Source organism: Clostridioides sp. ES-S-0005-03 (assembly GCF_020658455.1).
GTDB lineage: Bacteria > Bacillota > Clostridia > Peptostreptococcales > Peptostreptococcaceae > Clostridioides.
Window position 1 is genome coordinate 45,183 of record NZ_JACVWI010000005.1, and the last position, 19,149, is coordinate 64,331.

The 19,149-nt window shown below is 25.6% G+C and carries 26 protein-coding genes; 8 read left to right on the forward strand and 18 right to left on the reverse strand.

Annotated features, from left to right (window positions below):
- Positions 1 to 308: 308 nt before the first annotated feature.
- Positions 309 to 1,031, reverse strand: coding sequence for a DUF4116 domain-containing protein (locus tag IC218_RS16495; protein WP_227824928.1), 723 nt, complete (start codon positions 1,029 to 1,031; stop codon positions 309 to 311).
- A 399-nt stretch (positions 1,032 to 1,430) separates the two neighbouring features.
- Here IC218_RS16495 and IC218_RS16500 point away from each other — a divergent pair, with 399 nt between their 5' ends.
- Positions 1,431 to 1,778 carry a hypothetical protein gene (locus tag IC218_RS16500; RefSeq protein ID WP_216187986.1) on the forward strand — a complete coding sequence of 116 codons (348 nt, stop codon included), beginning with the start codon at positions 1,431 to 1,433 and terminating at the stop codon, positions 1,776 to 1,778.
- 77 nt (positions 1,779 to 1,855) lie between these two features.
- Here IC218_RS16500 and IC218_RS16505 read toward each other — a convergent pair whose 3' ends face one another.
- The gene (locus IC218_RS16505; protein WP_227824929.1) at positions 1,856 to 2,809 is read right to left on the reverse strand and encodes a DUF4116 domain-containing protein; all 954 of its coding nucleotides are present in this window, start codon (positions 2,807 to 2,809) and stop codon (positions 1,856 to 1,858) included.
- Positions 2,810 to 2,975: 166 nt separating this feature from the next.
- Positions 2,976 to 3,305, reverse strand: coding sequence for a hypothetical protein (locus IC218_RS16510; RefSeq protein ID WP_227824930.1), 330 nt, complete (start codon positions 3,303 to 3,305; stop codon positions 2,976 to 2,978).
- A 153-nt stretch (positions 3,306 to 3,458) separates the two neighbouring features.
- On the opposite strand from IC218_RS16510, the gene IC218_RS16515 reads away from it, so the two are divergent.
- From IC218_RS16515 to IC218_RS16530, 5 genes are all read left to right on the forward strand, one after another.
- Positions 3,459 to 3,767, forward strand: a complete 309-nt coding sequence (locus IC218_RS16515) for a YgzB family protein (protein WP_227824931.1) — start codon at positions 3,459 to 3,461, stop codon at positions 3,765 to 3,767.
- Between the two features lie 471 nt (positions 3,768 to 4,238).
- Complete coding sequence (locus tag IC218_RS22000; protein WP_227861009.1) at positions 4,239 to 4,634, forward strand: RRXRR domain-containing protein; 396 nt, start codon at positions 4,239 to 4,241, stop codon at positions 4,632 to 4,634.
- Entirely contained in the window at positions 4,591 to 5,559 is a 969-nt protein-coding gene (iscB, locus tag IC218_RS16520; protein WP_227861010.1) for an RNA-guided endonuclease IscB, read from the forward strand. Before IC218_RS22000 ends, iscB begins: the two co-directional genes overlap by 44 nt.
- A gap of 81 nt (positions 5,560 to 5,640) precedes the next feature.
- A complete protein-coding gene (locus tag IC218_RS16525; RefSeq protein WP_227824932.1) occupies positions 5,641 to 5,982 on the forward strand; it encodes a hypothetical protein in 342 nt (113 codons plus the stop codon).
- Positions 5,983 to 6,056: 74 nt separating this feature from the next.
- Entirely contained in the window at positions 6,057 to 6,446 is a 390-nt protein-coding gene (locus IC218_RS16530) for a hypothetical protein (RefSeq protein ID WP_227824933.1), read from the forward strand.
- Positions 6,447 to 6,553: 107 nt separating this feature from the next.
- On the opposite strand, the gene IC218_RS16535 is transcribed toward IC218_RS16530, so the two are convergent.
- On the reverse strand, positions 6,554 to 6,916 hold the full coding sequence (locus IC218_RS16535; protein WP_227824934.1) for a helix-turn-helix domain-containing protein: 363 nt from the start codon (positions 6,914 to 6,916) through the stop codon (positions 6,554 to 6,556).
- Positions 6,917 to 7,089: 173 nt separating this feature from the next.
- On the opposite strand from IC218_RS16535, the gene IC218_RS22005 reads away from it, so the two are divergent.
- Entirely contained in the window at positions 7,090 to 7,218 is a 129-nt protein-coding gene (locus IC218_RS22005) for a hypothetical protein (RefSeq protein WP_255613225.1), read from the forward strand.
- Between the two features lie 394 nt (positions 7,219 to 7,612).
- Here IC218_RS22005 and IC218_RS16540 read toward each other — a convergent pair whose 3' ends face one another.
- The 14 genes from IC218_RS16540 to IC218_RS16605 form a co-directional block, all read right to left on the reverse strand.
- Entirely contained in the window at positions 7,613 to 8,158 is a 546-nt protein-coding gene (locus IC218_RS16540) for a conjugal transfer protein TraG (protein ID WP_227824935.1), read from the reverse strand.
- 406 nt (positions 8,159 to 8,564) lie between these two features.
- A complete protein-coding gene (locus tag IC218_RS16545; protein WP_227824936.1) occupies positions 8,565 to 9,248 on the reverse strand; it encodes a DUF4116 domain-containing protein in 684 nt (227 codons plus the stop codon).
- A gap of 66 nt (positions 9,249 to 9,314) precedes the next feature.
- Complete coding sequence (locus IC218_RS16550; protein ID WP_227824937.1) at positions 9,315 to 9,776, reverse strand: conjugal transfer protein TraG; 462 nt, start codon at positions 9,774 to 9,776, stop codon at positions 9,315 to 9,317.
- A gap of 63 nt (positions 9,777 to 9,839) precedes the next feature.
- Positions 9,840 to 10,724, reverse strand: coding sequence for a DUF4116 domain-containing protein (locus tag IC218_RS16555; RefSeq protein ID WP_227824938.1), 885 nt, complete (start codon positions 10,722 to 10,724; stop codon positions 9,840 to 9,842).
- A 191-nt stretch (positions 10,725 to 10,915) separates the two neighbouring features.
- Positions 10,916 to 11,461, reverse strand: coding sequence for a DUF4116 domain-containing protein (locus IC218_RS16560; RefSeq protein ID WP_227824939.1), 546 nt, complete (start codon positions 11,459 to 11,461; stop codon positions 10,916 to 10,918).
- 176 nt (positions 11,462 to 11,637) lie between these two features.
- Complete coding sequence (locus IC218_RS16565; protein WP_227824940.1) at positions 11,638 to 12,849, reverse strand: DUF4116 domain-containing protein; 1,212 nt, start codon at positions 12,847 to 12,849, stop codon at positions 11,638 to 11,640.
- Between the two features lie 119 nt (positions 12,850 to 12,968).
- Positions 12,969 to 13,148, reverse strand: a complete 180-nt coding sequence (locus IC218_RS16570; protein ID WP_227824941.1) for a hypothetical protein — start codon at positions 13,146 to 13,148, stop codon at positions 12,969 to 12,971.
- 22 nt (positions 13,149 to 13,170) lie between these two features.
- A complete protein-coding gene (locus IC218_RS16575; RefSeq protein ID WP_227824942.1) occupies positions 13,171 to 14,280 on the reverse strand; it encodes a DUF4116 domain-containing protein in 1,110 nt (369 codons plus the stop codon).
- 262 nt (positions 14,281 to 14,542) lie between these two features.
- The gene (locus IC218_RS16580; protein ID WP_227824943.1) at positions 14,543 to 14,710 is read right to left on the reverse strand and encodes a hypothetical protein; all 168 of its coding nucleotides are present in this window, start codon (positions 14,708 to 14,710) and stop codon (positions 14,543 to 14,545) included.
- Positions 14,711 to 14,802: 92 nt separating this feature from the next.
- Positions 14,803 to 14,943, reverse strand: coding sequence for a hypothetical protein (locus IC218_RS16585; protein WP_227824944.1), 141 nt, complete (start codon positions 14,941 to 14,943; stop codon positions 14,803 to 14,805).
- A 36-nt stretch (positions 14,944 to 14,979) separates the two neighbouring features.
- Complete coding sequence (locus IC218_RS16590) at positions 14,980 to 15,612, reverse strand: DUF4116 domain-containing protein (protein WP_227824945.1); 633 nt, start codon at positions 15,610 to 15,612, stop codon at positions 14,980 to 14,982.
- A gap of 49 nt (positions 15,613 to 15,661) precedes the next feature.
- The gene (locus IC218_RS16595; RefSeq protein WP_227824946.1) at positions 15,662 to 16,066 is read right to left on the reverse strand and encodes a hypothetical protein; all 405 of its coding nucleotides are present in this window, start codon (positions 16,064 to 16,066) and stop codon (positions 15,662 to 15,664) included.
- A gap of 66 nt (positions 16,067 to 16,132) precedes the next feature.
- The gene (locus IC218_RS16600) at positions 16,133 to 17,104 is read right to left on the reverse strand and encodes a DUF4116 domain-containing protein (RefSeq protein WP_227824947.1); all 972 of its coding nucleotides are present in this window, start codon (positions 17,102 to 17,104) and stop codon (positions 16,133 to 16,135) included.
- 98 nt (positions 17,105 to 17,202) lie between these two features.
- Positions 17,203 to 18,213: a DUF4116 domain-containing protein gene (locus tag IC218_RS16605; protein ID WP_227824948.1), complete on the reverse strand. Its 1,011-nt coding sequence runs from the start codon at positions 18,211 to 18,213 to the stop codon at positions 17,203 to 17,205.
- Positions 18,214 to 18,598: 385 nt separating this feature from the next.
- On the opposite strand from IC218_RS16605, the gene IC218_RS16610 reads away from it, so the two are divergent.
- On the forward strand, positions 18,599 to 19,126 hold the full coding sequence (locus IC218_RS16610; protein WP_227824949.1) for a hypothetical protein: 528 nt from the start codon (positions 18,599 to 18,601) through the stop codon (positions 19,124 to 19,126).
- Positions 19,127 to 19,149 lie beyond the last annotated feature (23 nt).

The window sequence follows — 19,149 nt, forward strand, 5'->3', positions numbered from 1 at the left end:
AGTATAGTGATTTACTTTTATTTTTATAATTTATATATCTTGCTATTTACTTAGTATATATACTAAGTAAATATTAGATTTTTTGATATAAATACAACCTGGTTAATAATTAGTAACTTTCTAATTTTATTAATAAATATCAACAAAAAAATAAAAGACCATCTTTGTTTTTAGGTGGTCTTTTATTTTTAACTTTTAGTTAATACAAATAAGCAATAATACAATTTTATTTTATTATATCAAATATATTAGCCAATAGTCAACATTCATGAATAGCCTTAAAAATAGTATCTATTAATTTTTTATATTTAAAATTGCTTTAAAAAATTAAGATAAACCTGCCTATGAATATTAATCCCTTTCTCTAAATCAAACCCTCCACCTTCATTATAGATTCTATCAATAAAAGTTTCTTTAGTAATGTTTTCTTGACAACCTACTGTAAATAACCACATTCCGTTTTCTTTTATAGCAAATACTTCATTTGCATACCCTCGTGGTTCCAAATATTTGATATTAAACATTTTTTCATACTTTAATTTGTTTTTTATAAATTTAATTGAATATTTATCTTGTTTCAATGCTTCAAGACATATCTCTTCTGTTTTATTCTTTACATACTTAAGAGCCATCCCATCTTCTTTTACTGCCTCTATACATATTTCTTCTGTCTGTTCTTTTACATACATAAGGGCTTTCCCATAATCTTTTACTGCACTTAGACAAATTTTATTTGTTTGTTTTCTTATATATTGAAGAGACGACCCCCAATCTTTTACTGCCTCTAAACATAATCTTGGAGTTTGATTTTGTACATAGGATATAGTCCATGGTAGCTTTCTTACTGATATTAAACATAAACTATTAATCTGCTCCTTACTTAGATTGGGTTCAGCCACTCCTATATATTTAATATATAAAGGATTTTTCTTTATGATATTTAACCACATCTCATAGCTTTGAACTTTATAATGCTTTAAATCAATTTCATCTCCCCTTAACAAAGTTAGTACCTCTTTACTTTTAAACATGCTATTTCCCCTTTTTAGAATTATTTTTATAATACATATTTTTATTCATCATAGTTTTATGTTAATTTTTTTATAATACATATTTTGTGTTTAATATATATTTTTTATTATAGAAATATATTGTTTATAAAAAATATTGTATTTTATTTCCTTTGATGTTATAATTAATCCATAACTATTTAATATATTTATACTTTTTCTTGAAGTATCCGAATGGTCATTTGGAATATAAAAAAGACACTCGCCAATGTCTTTAAAATAAGTTAAGAAAATTTGATGATTAAATTTAAAAACATGTTAGTTAGCACAACATAGTCTGCTATCAAACATAAAAAATTCAAAAGGGATATCTAAATTAATAGATATCCCTTTTGAATTTTTTATAGAAAGGAGTATTTAATGAAAATAGCTTTTTCGATATTAACATATAGGCCTATGTTTACATCACTAAAAAAGATAAACATAGCTATACTATATAAGGATATAAAAAATAAAATAGCATATTTTGAAACAATTACTAATTGGGATATTATTGAGATATTTGATAATGAAATTGATGTGGATATTTTTAAAATGATTATAATGGGAATGAAATCACATGCAGAAAGAAACTTAAAAAATTATAATCTTGAAGATTATATAAAAAGATATAATAATGAACTTAAGTTTGAAGAAGTTTTGTGTGAAGAAACAGATTCCTTAAAAGAGTTTATGAAAAAAACAAAAAAAATCTACCTTAAAGTATAACAAAATGAATTTATATAAACATATATAATAAATAAAAAAGTTATCTAATAGTTTAGATAACTTTTTTATTTAACTTATTAAACTGCTTTCTTATCTGGGAATTGATCTAAAAAGTCTATATAATATTGTCTATGAACATTAACTCCTTTCTCTTTGTCAAACCCTCCACCTTCATTATAGATTCTATGAATAAACTTCTCCTTAGTAATATTATCTTGGCATCCTACTGTAAATAGCCACTCCTCATTTATATTAATAGCCATAACTTTTCTATCATTTTTTGAAAATTTAATATTAAACATTTTTATATATTTACTTTTATCTTTAATAAACACAAGTGCTCTTGATGTCTGAGTTAATGCAAGTTTATGCATTTCATCAACTTCTGACTCAGTTAACTTTAATTGGTCCCATTTTATATACTGAATAGAACGTGCATCATTTTCTACTGCTTCAATACAAATCTCTTTGGTCTGATTTTTTACGTATTTTAAAGATTCTCCATCTTGCTTGACTGCTTCTAAACAAATTTTATACGTTTGATTCTTTACATACTCTAAAGCAAATCCATCTTGTTTTACAGCTATCATACATATTCCTTCAAATTGTTTCTTTACATAGTAAAGAGCAAATGAATTCTGTTTTACTGCTTCAAGGCATATTTTAGGTGTCTGTTTCTTTACAAGTTGTAATACTGTACCCCATTGTTTTACTGCTTCAATACATATTCTTTCCGTTTGTCTTTTTACATATTTTAAAGCCCATGGATTTTCTCTAACAGCCAGTAAACAAATATCTTCTGTTTGTCTTTTTACATATTTTAATAATTCACCATCTTTTAAGACTGCTTTTTTACATAGATTATTCCTTTGTGTTTTAGATAAATTAGTTGTCTTCCATCTAATAAATTGTATTGCTGGCCCCCAGTTATCTATCGCTTGGAGACAAATCTCATAATTTTGTTTTTTAACAGTTCTTAAATAGTACCCATCTTCTTTTACCATTTTTAAATCAGCCTCATATTTGTTCATATAATATCTCTCCCTAAAAAATTTATATTAATAAAACTAATTAAAAGTTTTTATATTATACATATTCTTTATTTGAGATATAATTTTGTTTATAAATAATTTCAAGATTATAATCAACAATTCATATAATTAACTCATCTTGTATTAGTTTCAGCTTTTTTTCAAATTAGATAACTGTATATATTACGATACTATCTTTTAATGGATATAATTCTTTACCACAAACATCACAATAAAATCTACCTGCTATAGAATTAAGTATTTTCGTTTTTGGATTAATACAACTTTGACAATATAACTCATATCCTCTTTTAATAGCTTTATCTTTAACCATCTGTTCTAACATCGTATATACATCTTCCATAGCCAAATTGAGCTTATCTTTAATAATGCCTGGATATATTATAGTTCCCTTACTTAAACCCCTTAAAATGGCTTTTAATTCATCAAATTTACATTGTTCTAATTGTTTTCTAACTTTACAATTTTCTATCAAAGAAATTCACCCTCTTTAAATTTAAATACTATATATATTATATATATTACCATTTTTATTGTTTATATAAAATATATTTGATATAATTCATGTATATTAAATAGTTAATAAATGGTAAAGTTATATTTAAACACTGAAAGATTGGAGAAGTTTATGAATACTATAGTTAAATTATTTAGGGAGTCTAACCAAGAATATTTATCCACTGCATACCTATTATTAAAAAGTGATGATTCTACTGAGGATATATATGAAGAAATTCATTCAATGTTAGAGCTTAAGACAATACAAAAATTCGAATTTGTTATATGCCCACTATGTGCTTCTGAAACGAAAGTAGAATCCAGTTTAGGTGAATATATCAGATGCTTAAACTGCAATGAATTTATAATTACAGACTTTATAATAGAAAAATTTAAAATTTCAACTAAGGAGGATGAATTAAGGTTAAAACAGGATTAACAAGACAAATAGAGAAAGCATTAAAATATAGTACTTCTAAAATAGGTACTTTTGGATGTTTTGAGGTTACAATAGGTATTAATGGCAATGAAAGAGTTGATTACATGACTTATGATACAAAAGGTATTTGGAAGTGTTATGAAATAAAAATATCAAAGAAAGATTTTTATAGTAAAGCCAAAGTAAGTTTTTGTCAATAACCCACCTCTAAAGAGGTAGGCTTGAAGTTATCTACAAGTCATATTGACCAGATTAAGTTTTAAACTACATTATTAAGGTCATAACACCTACAAATGCTTCTCCAGTTTGTAGCCTCTGTTGCATATTATTAAACAGTTTGTGGGTACAAACAGTGTAATATGCTATCAAGCCTTAATAATATTATCGAGGAGAGCAGTTTCTAACTGCGTTACCCATGAAGTTAATTTCTTAACTTCATAGAGTTTACTCTTAAAGGAGGTTTTTTATTTGGTGTTTGTAATTAATAAAAACAAAAAACCATTGACTCCTTGTCACTTTGCTGTAGCAAGAAAATTACTTAAACAAGGAAAGGCTGTTGTTCATAAACAGTTTCCCTTCACTATTAGATTAAAAGAATTAAAAGAAGCTAATCCTAAAGGTTTAATTATTAAATTAGACCCAGGAGCTAAACAAACAGGAGTAGCACTTCACAAACCTAATGGCGAAGTTGTACTTCTTGCAACCATAGAGCATAGAGCGAATAAAATTAAACAAAACTTAGAAGCTCGTAGAGCATTTAGAAGGACAAGAAGAAATAGAAAAACAAGGTATAGAGCACCAAGATTTTTGAATCGCAAACGACTTGAAGGATGGTTACCCACCATCAATTCAAAGCATAGTGGATAATGTCAAAAATTTTATAATAAAACTTAAAAAGTTATGCTATATAAAGACAATCTATATAGAAACAGTAAGGTTTGATACTCAATTAATGCTGAATCCTTTAATTGAAGGAGTAGATTATCAACAAGGCACTCTCTTAGGGTATGAAATTCGTGAGTATCTATTATATACTTATGGTCATACATGTCAATATTGTAAAGGACTCACGAATGACCATCAATTAGAAATTGAGCATAAGTATCCTAAATCAAGAGGAGGTTCAAATTCTATTAGAAACTTAACCTTAGCTTGTAGAACTTGTAACCAAGAAAAAGGAAATAATACACTTGATGAATGGGTGCAATCTCTAAGTAAATCAAAGTTAGATAAAGAAAGAGTAAAAAATATAAACTCAATCTTAAAAACTAATAAACCAGTAAATCTAAAAGATACTGCCAAAGTAAATAGTAGTAGGAATGCTGTTTTAAGAGAAATGTATAAATTAACTTCTGATGTGGTAGTCTCTACTGGAGGAGTAACTAAACATAATAGAGTAAAAGCTAACTTGCCTAAAACTCATTACTATGATGCTTTGTGTGTTAAGGAAACGCCTAAAATCAAAATACACAAAGGGTTGAAGGAGCTATATATAAAATCTATAGGAAGAGGTACAAGAAGCAGAACATTATTAAATAAATATGGTTTTCCAAGAGCATATTTACCAAGACAAAAACAGTTCTTTGGCTATCAATCGGGGGATATGGTAAAAGCTAATATACCAAAAGGAAAATATATAGGTCAATATGTATCAAATGTAAGTTGTAGAAGTACAGGTATATTTGCAATCTATTCAAAGAAACATGGCAAACAGATAGATGTAAACCATAAATATTTAAAACTAATACAAAAAGGTGATGGTTATAGATATGAGTTAAAGGCTCTTGCTTAATAGAAAGAGGGCAAATTCCTCACACCACTGAAGTAGCGTGTCCCCTTTTGCCTTTTTTATGGAAATTTAAATTATTATGTTATGGCTAAAGAATTATATGAAGAAGTAAGACAAGATATCCCCTCTGAGATAGGTGTATATGAATACTTTGGAGGCCTCAAATGTATTAAACGTGCAACCAAACAAATCCTAAAGATTGATGAAGATATACTTAAGTATAGCATGATACGTTCTCTATCAAGAGACAGTGATAAACTATACAATACTGAAAATGAAAATTATATAAACAACTTAAATAACAAAATAAAACAGTGTGTATCCAAAGAAAGAGAAGCCCAGGTAAAATATAACCTTTTAGAAGATGCAATAAGAGAAGAATTTGGCAGTCCTAAATTAAGAGAATTAAAGAATAAGTATTTTTAATTATAGCTTAATTAGATGATATAATATATATAATTAAGGGGTTTTATTTAATGAAAATAAAGGAGGAATATCATATGGATAATTTAAAAAAAGGTCAGACAGTATATTTAAAATATGGGGACTATGAAACAAAAAAAACAAAGGATTTAAAAGACTTATATACAGAAGGTATTATAGAGAATATTGGGCGTAAATATATAACTGTTACTGTAAAAGGTTCTTCATATAAATTTGATAAAGATTCTTTAAATCAAGTTACAAACTATGCTCAGGATTATTACTTGTATCTTAGTGAAAAGAATCTTTTAGATGAAATTGAAACTGATTCTATTCTTGAAGAATTACGTTCTCAAATTGGAGTTCATTTTTATAGTAATTGTAAACTAAATATAGACCAGCTTAGAAGAATCAAAAAAATTATGGATGAAAATAATACAGTTGAAACAGAAAATAAATATATATAATTCAAATTTAAAAACTCAAGAATAATTTAATATATATTGAAACTTAAAAGAGTATTGTTTTAAAATAATACTCTTTTAACATATATAATAAACCAAATAAGCTCATTTTATCTACTAAATTGATCTCTTACTTTTCTATCTGTACGAATTACTTCTTTCATATATTTTAATATGTCAACAAGCATTCTTGTCTCATATTCATCACAGTCCTCAAATAGTTCTTTAGCTTCTCCCTCAAATACAATTTTAGAATTTAATATATTATCACATAGCAATGCATCTATATTAATAGAAAGAGCATTAGCAATATCAATTAAAGTAGGCAAACTTACCTTTGTTTTTCCAGTTTCAACATTACTTAGATGTGATGGGGTTATATCTATTTCATTAGCAATTGATTCTTGAGTTATACCTTTTTTAATTCTTGCAATTTTTATCCTTTTTCCTAATGCCTTATAATCCATTTCCATATTACTATTTCCCTTTCTGTTTTTTTATATTGTAACTATTTGTAGAGTATATTATAATAATCTGTATAAAATATAATTTCATGTAGTATATTTTAGATTAAATTTACTTGAATTCAACTTTATTTAATTAAGATACATGTAAATATAACCATAGAAAGGAAATTATTGTATATATGACTGACTCTAAACAAGAAATAGAAAACTTATTTAAAATTATTGCTAATGAAAAAGGTATTTCTGAAGAAGATGTTAAAAAAAAATATCTAAAACAATTGAATTTATTAAAAATCATCCAGACATAAAAAAAAGAAAATGGTTTAAAAACCATTTTGGGAATATAGTACCTTCTCCAGAAGAATTTATTCATGAAATATTTAAGAATTTAAATTGAATGGCCTTTTTCTTGCAGACAAGATGAAAACTATATTATAGATTAATATTTATAAAAAAAAAGCTATCTAATTTAATAGATAGCTCAAACAATGTGTATAACAATAAGCTTTGAATTGTTTTTAAGATTTTTAACCTATTATATTTTTTTTATTTAAAATACATTAATACATATATATAATAACATATAAAATATACAATTATCAATATTTTATATAGTCAATATTTATATAAATTAAACTATTTATTTATTAGAAGCAACTCATTATATTTTTTATAATTTATATAAAGAGAAAGAGTATTTTTCTAACTCTTATTTATGGATATTAATTTATATATTTGAGCCCTTGCTCCTGAACAATGTTCATATGTCTTTGTTCCCCCTTGGCCTCCTGTCATTCCCGAATAATAATCTTTTATAAACCAAATAACAATCTCATCATTCTCTTTTTGTTCAATTGGATTGGTTGCAGATAACCTTGAAAATTCTTTTACTATTTTTTTCCCTATCCCATTTGAGTTCCAAACAAGATCATTTAAATCAATTAAAGTTGCATCATCTCCATATAACCTTTTTAATAATTTTACTGACTTTCTCACAAGACAATCTGACATATCTTTAAAAAATTGTGGAGAGTCTGAATTTAATATATTTAATGCCATAATCGTATTTTCTATAGCTTCATCTTCATCTCCATATAATAAATCCCTATCTTTTACTACGTTTTGCCAATATTTATTTTTATATTTTTCTTTTTCAAAGCACAATTTTATTTTATTGCAATATTGGCATTTGCATACTTTTGCTAAACTAATATTTAAATCTAATTCATTTAGTTCTTTTTTTATCACACATACCTCCTAAATTTTTATTTATTTTTATCAATATATACTATATATTCTTTTTTTATAACTAATTGAACTTCACATACTAAATTCAACTTCTCCTATATACATTTTTAGGAATAAAAAAGACCCCTTTACTAAAGAGTCCTTTTTATTATTAGAGTAATTTTATATCCAAATTTTAATCTTCTTCCTGCATTATCACTAAATAATATAATTTTTCATATTTCTAAGTCAATAAGTTTTTTAATGACTATGTCCATTTTGCTCTAATTCTACAACATTCAAATCTCTTATTTTCTCTTTAGATAAGTTAAAGTTATCAATATTTACATATTCCAAAACTAACCCATTTTCTTTTTACTGCTTGTAATCAGATTCTATATATTGCTTCATTAAATATTTTATCCTACTATACAAATTCTAAAGCTTGTGTATTTTGCTTTACTGCCTCAATACATATCTCATCAGTTTGATTTTCTACATATCTAAGTGCTAAACCATTATGCTTAACTGCTTCAAGACAAATTTCCTCTGTTTTATATTGAGCGTAATTTAGAGCTAAGCCATTTTGTCTTACTGCCTCTAAACATAATTTAGGAGTTTGTTCTTTTATATATTCTAAAGCTAACCCATTGTTTCTTACAGCTTCCATACAGACCCCTTCTGTTTGATTTTCAATGAATTTAATCATTCTTCCATCTTTTTTAACTGCAATTAAACAGATTCCTTCTGTTTGATTTTTTACATATTTTAAGGCTTTAGCATTTTGATTAACTGCTTCACGATATAAAATAGAAATATGTTCTTTAGTTAAATTTAATTCATCCCAATTTACATATTTAAGAGCTAATCCTTTTTTTCTTACTGCTTCAAGACACATTATATAAGTCTGTTTTATTACATCTCTAAGAGACATAGGATTTTGTCTAATTGCTTCTAAGCATATTTTATTCGTTTGATTTTCTACATATTGTAAAGCCATTCCGTTTTCTCTTACTGCTATAAGACAGATTTCTTCAGTTTGCTCTTCTATAAATACTATATCCATTCCATTTTCTTTTACCATTTCTAAATCTATATCATAATTATTCATGTCTTCTCTCCTTTTAAGACTCTATTTATTTGAACTATTGTTTTTATATATTATACAAATACTTTTTTACAAAATTAATTTAGACATTTGAATCCTAAATCCTAAACAATGCTCATAAGTCTTTGTGCCTTTTCTATTGCCTGTCATACCTGAATAATAGTCTTTTAAAAACCAGGTAACTATTTCTTCATTTTCTTTTTGTTGTAAAGAATCCTTTACAGGTAACTTTGAAAAATCGTTTCCTATTTTTTTGCCAATCCCGTTTGAGTTCCAAATAAGATTATTTAAATCAATTAAAGTCATATTATCCCCGTATAACCTTTTTAATAACTTTACAGACTTTCTAATAAGGCCATCTGACATATCTTTAAAAAATTGTGGCAAGTCATAATTTGATATATTAAAAATAGTAACTATACGTTCAATTATTTGATTTTCATCACCTTCTAATAACGTTTTGTAAAATTCTTCATTAAAATCAACTACTATTTTTTCTGATTCAATATATATTCTATTTATATATTCCATAAATCTCCTACTAAAGTTTTTTGTTTTCAATAATACATATATTTTATTTTTTTTATAATAAATTTAAATATCTAAATCCAAATTTGCTTCCTTAAAAACTTTATCAGTTAAATTGTTTACATATTGTATATTTTCCTTGTCTTCTCTTACTGCTATTAAGCACATTTCTTCCGTTTGATCTTTTACATACTGAAGAGCTTTTCCATTCTGTTTTACTGCCTCTAAGCAAATTTCTTTTATTTGTTTATTTGAAATCCTATTTTTTATTTTCTTTAATACCATATATAATTTACTTAATCTTCTTTTATCAAGCAAATAAAGCTCTGTTGTTCTCTTATTTAAAAGCTTGAACCATTTAATATATCTTATGGCCAAACCATCTTCTTTTACTGCTTCTAAACAAATTTCTTCTGTCAGATCTTTTACATACATTAAAGCACTTACATCATTTCTTATTGCCTCTATACATATATTATAAGTTTGTTCTTCTACATACCATAAAGCTAATCCAGCCTGTTTTACTGCCTCTAAACATATCCTTGGCGTTTGTTCAATAACATCTTCTAAAGCTAATCCATATTGTTTTACTGCTTCTAAACAAATCTCTTCGGTTTGATTTTCTATAAATATTAAAGCTAATCCATCTTGTCTTACTGCTTCTAAACAAATCTCTTCAGTTTGATTCTTTACATACTCTAAAGCTAATCCATCTTGTCTTACTGCTTCTATGCAAATCTTTTCAGTTTGATTTTTTACATACTTAAGTGCTCTTCCATCTTGCCCAACTGCCTCAAGACATATCTTTTGAGTCTGTTTCTCTACAAATTCTAAAACTAATCCATTTCTTCTAACTGCTTCTAAACATATTTCTTCTTTTGGGTTATCTATATTCTTTAACCAAAAAGGATTTCTCCTTACTATTTCTAAGTCATCTTCATATATTTTCATTTTTTCTTTATCTCCAGATATTCATATATTTTTGTTATAATATTTTATAATTTATAGCATAAGATATAACACTTTAAAGTATTATATTTCAAAAATAAAATAGAGATTTTATGTAAAATCTCTATTTTGTACAGAATATCTTAATTTATCCAAATATCAACCAACTAATTAACTTAGATAGCTTTTTAAACTTAATTAATACCACTTAAAAAATCCATATACTTTTCTCTATTTGGATTTTCTAACTGCTTAAATAGAGATGAATTCCTATCAAATGTTGAGAACTCAATGCGTTCAATCCTATCATTATCAATCCATTTTATAAATTCATCTTTATTTATATTATCTTTTGAATTAACTGTAAATCTCCATTCGCCATTTATTTGAATTGCCACTACTTCATCCTTAAGAAGGTAATCAAAGAAAGTTTTATATTTAAACATATTTTTGTATTTTTCTCTGTCTTCTTCTCTTATATATGCTATTGCTCTACCACTTCCTCTTATGGCCTCTAAATATAGATCATTAAGTTGTTCATTAGAAAATTCTTCTTTTAATTCGTCCCACTTTACATACCTTAAAGCCCTACCATTTTGCTTAACTGCTTCTTTACATATTTCATAATCTTGACAGTCTACATAACAAAGATTTAATCCATCATGAGACACTACCTCTAAACTTCTTTCTTTTGATTCTATTCCTAACGCTTCTAACTCACTAATAATTATTTCCCCCATATTTTTTCTCCTTTTTAATATATTTATTTTTCTAAATTAATTTATATTGACTATTTTGTAAATTAAATATTATAATGAAAGTACAGAAAATTAATTTTTTTTACATAAAGTATTTACTTTTTTGTACCACTTTTTAAAAAGTGGTTTTTTTTATTGTATAATTATTAATATTTTCTTTATTTTGAATTTGAAACTTCTAATTGTTCCAAAAACTTTGTATAAGCTATTTTCTCAGTTGTTCTATACTGAACTTCTAAGTATTTTTTGAACTCTTCTTCAGTAATATTTTTTTGATTTCCTATATTAAATAGCCACTTTTCATCTATTCTAAATGCTATTAATTGCATATATTCATCTGTATCTTCTAAAATTTTCATGTTAATCAGTTTCATGTACTTTTCTTTATCTTCTATAATATCTAAAACTCCAACATTTTGTTTTATTGCTTCAATATGGATTATTTTTTTCTGGTCCTCTGTAAAACCACTATCCCACTTTATACATTTTAAAGCCCTACCATTATTTCTAACAGCTTCAATGCACACTCTATAGGTTTGATTATTTACATCTTTAAGAGTATATCCATTTCTTTTAACTGCTTCAATACATATTTCTTCTGTTTGATTTTTTACAAACTCAAGAGCAACAGGATCTTCTCTTACTGCAATTAGACAAAGTTCTTCTGTTTGATTTTCTACATATTTTAAAGCAAATCCCCTATTCTCCAATGCCTTTTTACATAAATACTTGTATTTCTCATCAGACAATGAAAGTAAACTCCATGGTACATATTTTAAAGCCAATCCAATATATTCAATAGCCTTTATACATATATTCTCTATTTGTACTTGAGTTAAGTTCATTAAATTGTAAGATAAATACTCTAAAGCAAATCCAGTATTACTAACAGCAATTAAATATATTTCATAAATTTCTTCATTAGAGAAATCTAATTCATCCCATTTTATATCTCTAATAGCTAATCCATATCTTTTAACCGCAAGTAGACATATCTCCTTAGTTTGAACCTTAGAATATTTAAGAGCTTCCCCATTTTGTTTAACTGCAGTAATGCAAAGTTTTTCTACATCTTCTATAGGTAAATTAAGTTCATTCCATTTTACATATTCTAAAGCTAATCCATTTTGATTAACAGCAAGCAAACACATTTCAAGTGTCTGTTTCTTTGCAAATTCAAGTGCAAATGGACATTTTTTTATTGCGATTAAACACATTTCATCAAGCTGATCTTTAATTAACTCAAGAGCCATTCCCGATTGCTCTAAGGCAATAAAACACATTTCATCTGTTTGTTCTTCTATTTGTCCCAATGTATACCAATCTCGTTTTAACATTTCTATATAGATATCTTTTTCTGCCTCTTTCATACAACACCCACCCTTTTTAATCTTTATTTTTTAATAACCTTATAATTTATTCATTATAGTTTTTTTATTATTTTTCATAATAATTATTTCTTATATATTTATATTAACAAAACATGTTGCTATTTTAATAGCTTTCTTTGTTTTTTATTGTTTTGATTTAATTCTCTTTCACATATTTCCAATATCTGTTTTTTATCTTTTAAATATAAGTCTTCTTCTTTTAATATGAAATTAAAAGAAAGTTTTCTTCCTCTACTAACAATATCTCTATACATTTCATCTATTGATATATCATTCATTATTTTTTCCCCATTTCTATTTTTAGTTAATAGTATCTAAAAAATCAATATAAGCTTTTCTATGAACATTAACACCTCTCTTTAAGTTAAATCCACCATTTTCTGTATAAATTCTATTAATGAACTTTTCCTTAGTAATATTTTTCTGGCAACCTATAGTAAATAACCATACTCCATTTTCTTTAATGGCTATTATACTTCTTACTTTATCTTTACCTTTAAAAATTCTAACACCAAGTTCATTTAAGTTTTTATCTCTTACATATTCTAATGCAAATCTACTTTGCTTGATCGCTTCTAAGCATATTTTATCTGTTTGGTTCTTTACCCAATATAAAGATAATCCATTTTTTTTAACTGCTTCAAGACATATTTCATCAGTCTGTTCTTTTACAAATGGTAAAGCTCTTCCAGTATTTCTAACTGCCTCTATACAGATTCTTTCGGTTTGTTCCTTTACAAATGATAGAAGAGTGCCATATTCCCTTACTGCTATAATACAAATCTCTTCTGTTTGATTTTTTACATACTGAAGTGCTTCTCCATTTTGTTTGACTGCTTCTTTACATAACTCCTCAGTCTGTTCCTCTACAAACTCTAAAGCATATCCATTCTGTTTGACTGCCTCTATACATAAGCTATATATTTGTTCTTTAGTTAAATTAAGTTTATCCCACTTTACATACCCAAGGGCCTCTCCACTTTGTTTTACTGCTTCTTTACATAATTCATATATTTGTTCTTTAGTTAAATTAAGTTTATCCCACTTTACATATTTTAGTGCATCTCCATTTTTTCTAACTGCTATTAAGCACCTTTCATATGTTTGTTCTTCTACATATTGAAGTGATAATCCATAATTTCTTACAGCCTCAAGATATAGTTCATCAAGCTGTTCTTTTAAAAATCCATCTAATTTCACATATTTAAGAGCAAAGCCATCTTGCTTAATTGCTATAATACATAAGTTATATATTTGCTCATCATTTAGATTAAGTTCATCCCACCTTACATCTTTAAGCAACACCCCTTTTCGCTTTACTGCTTCTATACACATCTCATAAGTTTGGGTTTGTGCATATTCAAATTCCCATGGATTCCTTCTTATCCTATTTAAACTTACTTCCTTCATTTATATTTCCCCCTTTTAAATTTTATTTTTATAATACTTTTTTTATATTTATCATATTATTTTTTGATTTTATTTATAATAATTATATCAATTTTGTTGTTTATATAAAATATAATTAATTGAGTTAGTTATATAATTAGCTTATCTAATACCAAATAAATAAAGAGAGCTATCTTTTAATTTAGATAGCTCTCTTTGCTCTGTGAATTCCATTATATCCACAATCTTCAGTGTATACTTTGTCTTACTGTTTCTATACAAACTAATTCTTTTTTTCTTTAAATAAATGAAACTCATCCCCTCTTGCTTCTTGTAAGGCCCATCCTGTTTGTTTTACTCCTTCACAGCAAAGCACTTCTGTTTGGTTCTCTTCAATACCTTTTTCAAGACCAGCTTTTTTTAAGCATTTTAATAATCTTTCATAATTCATAACATTCTCTCCTTTTATTATATTAATTTTTTATGTAAAACACTTTTTATTTAATAAAAATAACTAAATTTAAATTCCTCATCTTCTAAGCATCACTTTTTAACTAATTCAGTATACAAAATATCCTTTTGTTCATCTGTAAGGTTAATACCTTCAACACTAATAAAGTAAAAGGGTAAATTGTAGTTTTTACGATTACTTAATGTAGTAGAGTATATTTTATTTTCTTTCATTTTATTTTCCTCCCCTTATCCTAATTAATTATATATTTATAAAGCCCATATATTTTCAACTTCTTCATCTGTTAAATTAACTGAATCAAATTTAATATATTTAATTGCCTTTTTAACATTCTTAACTGCTTCTAAACATATTTCTGTTGTCTGTTCCTGTATGTATTTTAAGGCAAAGCCATTATTTCTTACTGCTATAATACATAAATCATGAATCTGCTTTTTAGTTAAATTAATCTCATCAAGTTTTATATACTTAAGCAATAAACCATCTTGATTTAATACTTCCATACATATGTCAAAGCTTTTCTCATTAACATATAATATAGCTACAGGGTTTTGCTTTATTGCTTCTATACACATTTCTTTAGTCTGATTTTTTACATACATTAGGGTTTGCCAGCAAAACTTAATTGCATCCATGCACATTTCCTCTGTTTGATTTTCTGTATCTTTTAGCAAATCAATATACTTTTTTAATTCATTATAACTTTTATTTTCTAATAAACTATTTTTTTCTACTTTCTGGTAAAGAGAAAACCCCTCCTTCTCTTCCAGTAATACCTCTTCCATTTCAATCTCTTCTAATGGTTCAAAACATAGAGAAACTCCATCTTTTTCTGCTAATATAATAGAACTTGCTTTGCATTTTTCTATACTTTTATTCATAATATACCCCTCTCCTATTTTTATTTTCTCGGACTATTTATTATTTTTATTATATCATATCAAAATTTCCTTTATTTATCCAACTATCAATTATTCTTTTATTACTATTAAAAATATCCTTATCTATTTGACATTGTATATATATTCCTTTTATTTCTTCTTCAACATCTAATATCTTATTAATATCAACCATTATTTTCTTTAGCTCTTCAATTGACAAATTATCCTTACCTTTATTTTCTAATTCAATAATTTTTCTACATAAAAGATAAGATAACTCTCTTTTCCCATATGATTTAGATCCTTCTATATTATCATCTTTTAAATTTTCTTCATCATGAAGTCTTGTAAAAAAAGTACATTCTGTTATATTCTTTAAGCCTTGCATTTTTCTTTTCTTACACCATCCGTTATTGTTATCTTTACAATCTTTGCATAAGTAATTTTTAATCATCTTAACCTCCCAAATATATTAAATTTTTAATCCAATTTTGTAATTTTGTTTGTTATACTATATAACTTACTTTTTTATAACTTCTTTTAAGGAATTTCTTAGATTACTTGAAAAATCTATTACACCCATTTTTAATTCAATTAATAGCTCTTTAAAAATCAACAAGACATCTGTCTTTAATTCATTTGAAATTTCTTCTATAAGTGACTTTATTTCCTTAATTAAATTATCATTTTCATAGGATTTTTTCTCTTGGATTAGAATAACTGTATTTGGTTTATTTTGTTTTACTAATTCAAGACAGTCTTCATAAGTTTGTTTTTTTGAGATATTGCTATCTAAATTATTACTTACCATAGTTTTGTCTTTTACATATCTCAAAGCTCCTTTGTCTTGTTTTATAGCCTCCATACATATCCTTTTTGTTTGAACCTTTACATATTGAAGTGCTAAAGGTTGTTGTTCTATAGCCATTAAACAAATTTCTTCGGTTTGCTCTTTTATATCTTTTAACAAATATCCATTTTGTTTAATAGCTTCTGATAATATTCTATCAGTTTTATTTTTTACATATATAATATTTTCCCAATCTTGATTGATAGCTTTAATACACATGTCTTCAGTTTGATTTTCTATAAAATGTAGATTTGCCCCATTATGTTTAACTGCTTCTAAACATAATTCTTCTGTTGGATTTTTTATATGTCTTATTGCCTCAAATTCCGTAATAGTCTCTTTAAACAATCTATCTTTTTGAGTTTTTGTTAAATTTTCAAAAATATATACATATTCCAAAGCACTACTATTTCTTTTTACTGCTTTTAAGTATAAGTTATATATTTGTTCTTCTGAGAAATTAAACTTGTCCCAAATAACAAATTTCAAAACTTCTCCATTACTGCTGACAGCTTCTAAATATAAGTTATAAGCTTCTTCATTAGATAGATTAAGCTCATCCCATTTTATATCCTTCAAGTTATAACCATTTTCTTTAAGCTTAAAAATATATTTATTATATAACTCGCTATTTAATCCCATATAATATCCTCCCTAATTAATGTTTTAATATTAATATCCTTGATAAATTCAAATTCTTCACGATATATAAAATAGGGCCTCCTATAAGAAACCCTATTTTATATATTTACAAATTGATTTAAAAATTTAAGATAAAATTTTCTATGAACATTTACACCTTCTTCTGGATCAAATCCACCATTTGTATTATATATCTTATATATAAAAGTCTCTTTAGTAATATTATCTTGGCAACCTAATGTAAATCTCCATACTCCATCTATTTTCATAGCTACTACTCCTCGGACTTTTCCACTCTCAACTAAAAATCTGATATCAAATTTCTTGATGTATTTCCTTGCATCCTTTATGTACCTAAATATACTTCCAGTTTGTTTTAAGGAATTAATACATATTTTTTCTGTTTGATTTTTTACATAGAAAAAAGATTTTACGTCTTGATTAATTGCCTCTAAACAAATAGCTTCTGTCTGTTCTTTCACATATTGTAAAGCATGTCCAGTTTGCTTGACTGCTTCTATACTAACTAACTCTTCTTTTTCTTTAGATAAATTAAGCTCATCCCATCTTACATCCTGTAAGGCCCATCCATTACTTCTAACTGCCTCAAGGCAAACTTCTTCTGTCTGATTCTTTACATAACCAAGTGCCAATCCATTACTTCTAACTGCTTCAAGACAAATCTCTTCTGTCTGTTCTTCTATAAATTGTAAAGAAAAACCTGATTGTCTTACTGCTTCTATATAAATATCTCTCATTTGTTCGTCTGAAAGATTAAGTTCTTTTTTATTTATAAATTTTAAAGAATAACCATCTTGCTTTACAGCCATTAAACATAATTTATATGTTTTATCTTTTACATATATTAAAGACCATGCTTTTCTTTTTACTGCTTCAATACATACTTTTTCTGTTTGTCTTTTTACATAATATAATGAATTTGTATTTTCAATAACTGCTTCTAAACATATTTCTTCAGTCTGATCTTTTACATGTTTTAAGGCTAACCCATTCTGTCTTACTGCAATCAGACACATTTCTTCTGTTTGATTATCTATATTCTCTAAATAAAGACCATTCTCTTTTAACATTTCTAATATTTGCCCCATAATATCTCCTACCTTTTAATTCTTTTTTATATTCATAGTTTTATTATATAATATTTGTATACTTTTTTCCACTTTTTGTTGACTATATAAAATATTGCACTTTTTAAAAATTGATGCTAATATTGAATTATACAAAAGTCTGACTTATTAACTCAACCTGATTAAAATAAAAGAAAGGAGAGCTACTCATAAAAAATTGAGCATATTTTAAGTAGCAAAACGCAGGAAAATGATCTTATTAAAGACTATTTTATTATTAATTATTACATTTTTTTTATTAATAATTGTTCAACTTATTTTTTATTTAATTTTAAGAAGTATACGTTTTTTTAAAACAAATAATATATATAAGAAAATTAATGTAGATCCTAATTATAAAAAAGAAATGTATTTTTTTGCACACGAATATTTTGATATTGAAGCTGAGTTTCTAATACCTATATATGGAATCCAACTTATAATAAAAAAGTTTCATAATTCATTTTCAATTTTATCAAGTGATAAAATTTTAATAGAATTATCAAGGGATTATGTAGAAAGCTTAAAGATAGATTCTTTTATAAAAAATAATTTAAGCAAAGAAACAAAAAAAGAGCTAATTAATAAATATGAATTTGACCTCTCTATATTTAGGGAATTAGATTATAACAATGTATACTATACCTTAATTATTCGATTATTCCTGGAATTAAAAAATACGATTAAAACATATAAAAATTATGTTGCCAATGGAAGGTCTGAAATAGTTAAAGAAATAGATGAGTCTATTATAGAATTTCTAAACTTTTACAAAAAAGTATATATGAATAAAAACAAAAATTTATCTAAAGAAGAAGAATACATGTTAGATAATCTAAATAAGTATAAATTACTTATTAAAAATATAGAGGAAAATATATCTATTCATAAATAAATCAAATTATAAGGAATTATTAA

Coding starts and splice junctions, on each gene's coding strand:
- IC218_RS16495 (WP_227824928.1), bottom strand. CDS start 1,031: ATGTTTAAAAGTAAAGAGGTACTAACTTTGTTAAGGGGAGATGAAATT.
- IC218_RS16500 (WP_216187986.1), top strand. CDS start 1,431: ATGAAAATAGCTTTTTCGATATTAACATATAGGCCTATGTTTACATCA.
- IC218_RS16505 (WP_227824929.1), bottom strand. CDS start 2,809: ATGAACAAATATGAGGCTGATTTAAAAATGGTAAAAGAAGATGGGTAC.
- IC218_RS16515 (WP_227824931.1), top strand. CDS start 3,459: ATGAATACTATAGTTAAATTATTTAGGGAGTCTAACCAAGAATATTTA.
- IC218_RS16525 (WP_227824932.1), top strand. CDS start 5,641: ATGGCTAAAGAATTATATGAAGAAGTAAGACAAGATATCCCCTCTGAG.
- IC218_RS16530 (WP_227824933.1), top strand. CDS start 6,057: ATGGATAATTTAAAAAAAGGTCAGACAGTATATTTAAAATATGGGGAC.
- IC218_RS16535 (WP_227824934.1), bottom strand. CDS start 6,916: ATGGAAATGGATTATAAGGCATTAGGAAAAAGGATAAAAATTGCAAGA.
- IC218_RS22005 (WP_255613225.1), top strand. CDS start 7,090: ATGACTGACTCTAAACAAGAAATAGAAAACTTATTTAAAATTATTGCT.
- IC218_RS16545 (WP_227824936.1), bottom strand. CDS start 9,248: ATGAATAATTATGATATAGATTTAGAAATGGTAAAAGAAAATGGAATG.
- IC218_RS16550 (WP_227824937.1), bottom strand. CDS start 9,776: ATGGAATATATAAATAGAATATATATTGAATCAGAAAAAATAGTAGTT.
- IC218_RS16555 (WP_227824938.1), bottom strand. CDS start 10,724: ATGAAAATATATGAAGATGACTTAGAAATAGTAAGGAGAAATCCTTTT.
- IC218_RS16560 (WP_227824939.1), bottom strand. CDS start 11,461: ATGGGGGAAATAATTATTAGTGAGTTAGAAGCGTTAGGAATAGAATCA.
- IC218_RS16565 (WP_227824940.1), bottom strand. CDS start 12,849: ATGAAAGAGGCAGAAAAAGATATCTATATAGAAATGTTAAAACGAGAT.
- IC218_RS16570 (WP_227824941.1), bottom strand. CDS start 13,148: ATGAATGATATATCAATAGATGAAATGTATAGAGATATTGTTAGTAGA.
- IC218_RS16575 (WP_227824942.1), bottom strand. CDS start 14,280: ATGAAGGAAGTAAGTTTAAATAGGATAAGAAGGAATCCATGGGAATTT.
- IC218_RS16580 (WP_227824943.1), bottom strand. CDS start 14,710: ATGAATTATGAAAGATTATTAAAATGCTTAAAAAAAGCTGGTCTTGAA.
- IC218_RS16585 (WP_227824944.1), bottom strand. CDS start 14,943: ATGAAAGAAAATAAAATATACTCTACTACATTAAGTAATCGTAAAAAC.
- IC218_RS16590 (WP_227824945.1), bottom strand. CDS start 15,612: ATGAATAAAAGTATAGAAAAATGCAAAGCAAGTTCTATTATATTAGCA.
- IC218_RS16595 (WP_227824946.1), bottom strand. CDS start 16,066: ATGATTAAAAATTACTTATGCAAAGATTGTAAAGATAACAATAACGGA.
- IC218_RS16600 (WP_227824947.1), bottom strand. CDS start 17,104: ATGGGATTAAATAGCGAGTTATATAATAAATATATTTTTAAGCTTAAA.
- IC218_RS16605 (WP_227824948.1), bottom strand. CDS start 18,213: ATGGGGCAAATATTAGAAATGTTAAAAGAGAATGGTCTTTATTTAGAG.
- IC218_RS16610 (WP_227824949.1), top strand. CDS start 18,599: ATGTATTTTTTTGCACACGAATATTTTGATATTGAAGCTGAGTTTCTA.